Origin of the sequence: Streptomyces sp. ADMS, from assembly GCF_033441795.1 — a bacterium.
Classification (GTDB): domain Bacteria; phylum Actinomycetota; class Actinomycetes; order Streptomycetales; family Streptomycetaceae; genus Streptomyces.
In genome coordinates this window covers 1-321 of sequence record NZ_JAVFVX010000512.1, presented here as the reverse complement: position 1 = coordinate 321, position 321 = coordinate 1, and the positions used below count along the sequence as shown (strand labels likewise).

Annotated in this window: 1 protein-coding gene; it reads left to right on the top strand. The window is 67.3% G+C overall.

What is annotated here, in order from left to right:
* A partial coding sequence (locus RB628_RS41795) for a TraG/TraD/VirD4 family protein (protein ID WP_318325819.1) occupies positions 1-321 on the top strand: 321 nt, incomplete at both ends.

The following is a 321-nucleotide window of genomic DNA, read 5'->3' as shown; positions in this document are numbered from 1 at the left end:
GGCGGCTCGACCCGCCTGCCCTGTGCGTCCTCGACGAGGCCGCCAACGTGTGCAAAATCTCCGATCTCCCGGACCTGTACAGCCACCTGGGCTCACGGGGCGTGATCCCGATGACGATCCTGCAGTCCTACCGGCAGGGCCAGCGGTGCTGGGGCGAGGCAGGCATGGACGCACTCTGGTCCGCCGCCACGATCAAGATCATCGGAAGTGGCATCGACGACGCCGACTTCGCCGACCGTCTGAGCAGGCAGGTCGGTGACCACGACGTGCAGACGACGTCGGTGTCGACCAGCGACGGCGGCAAGTCCACCTCGGTGAGCA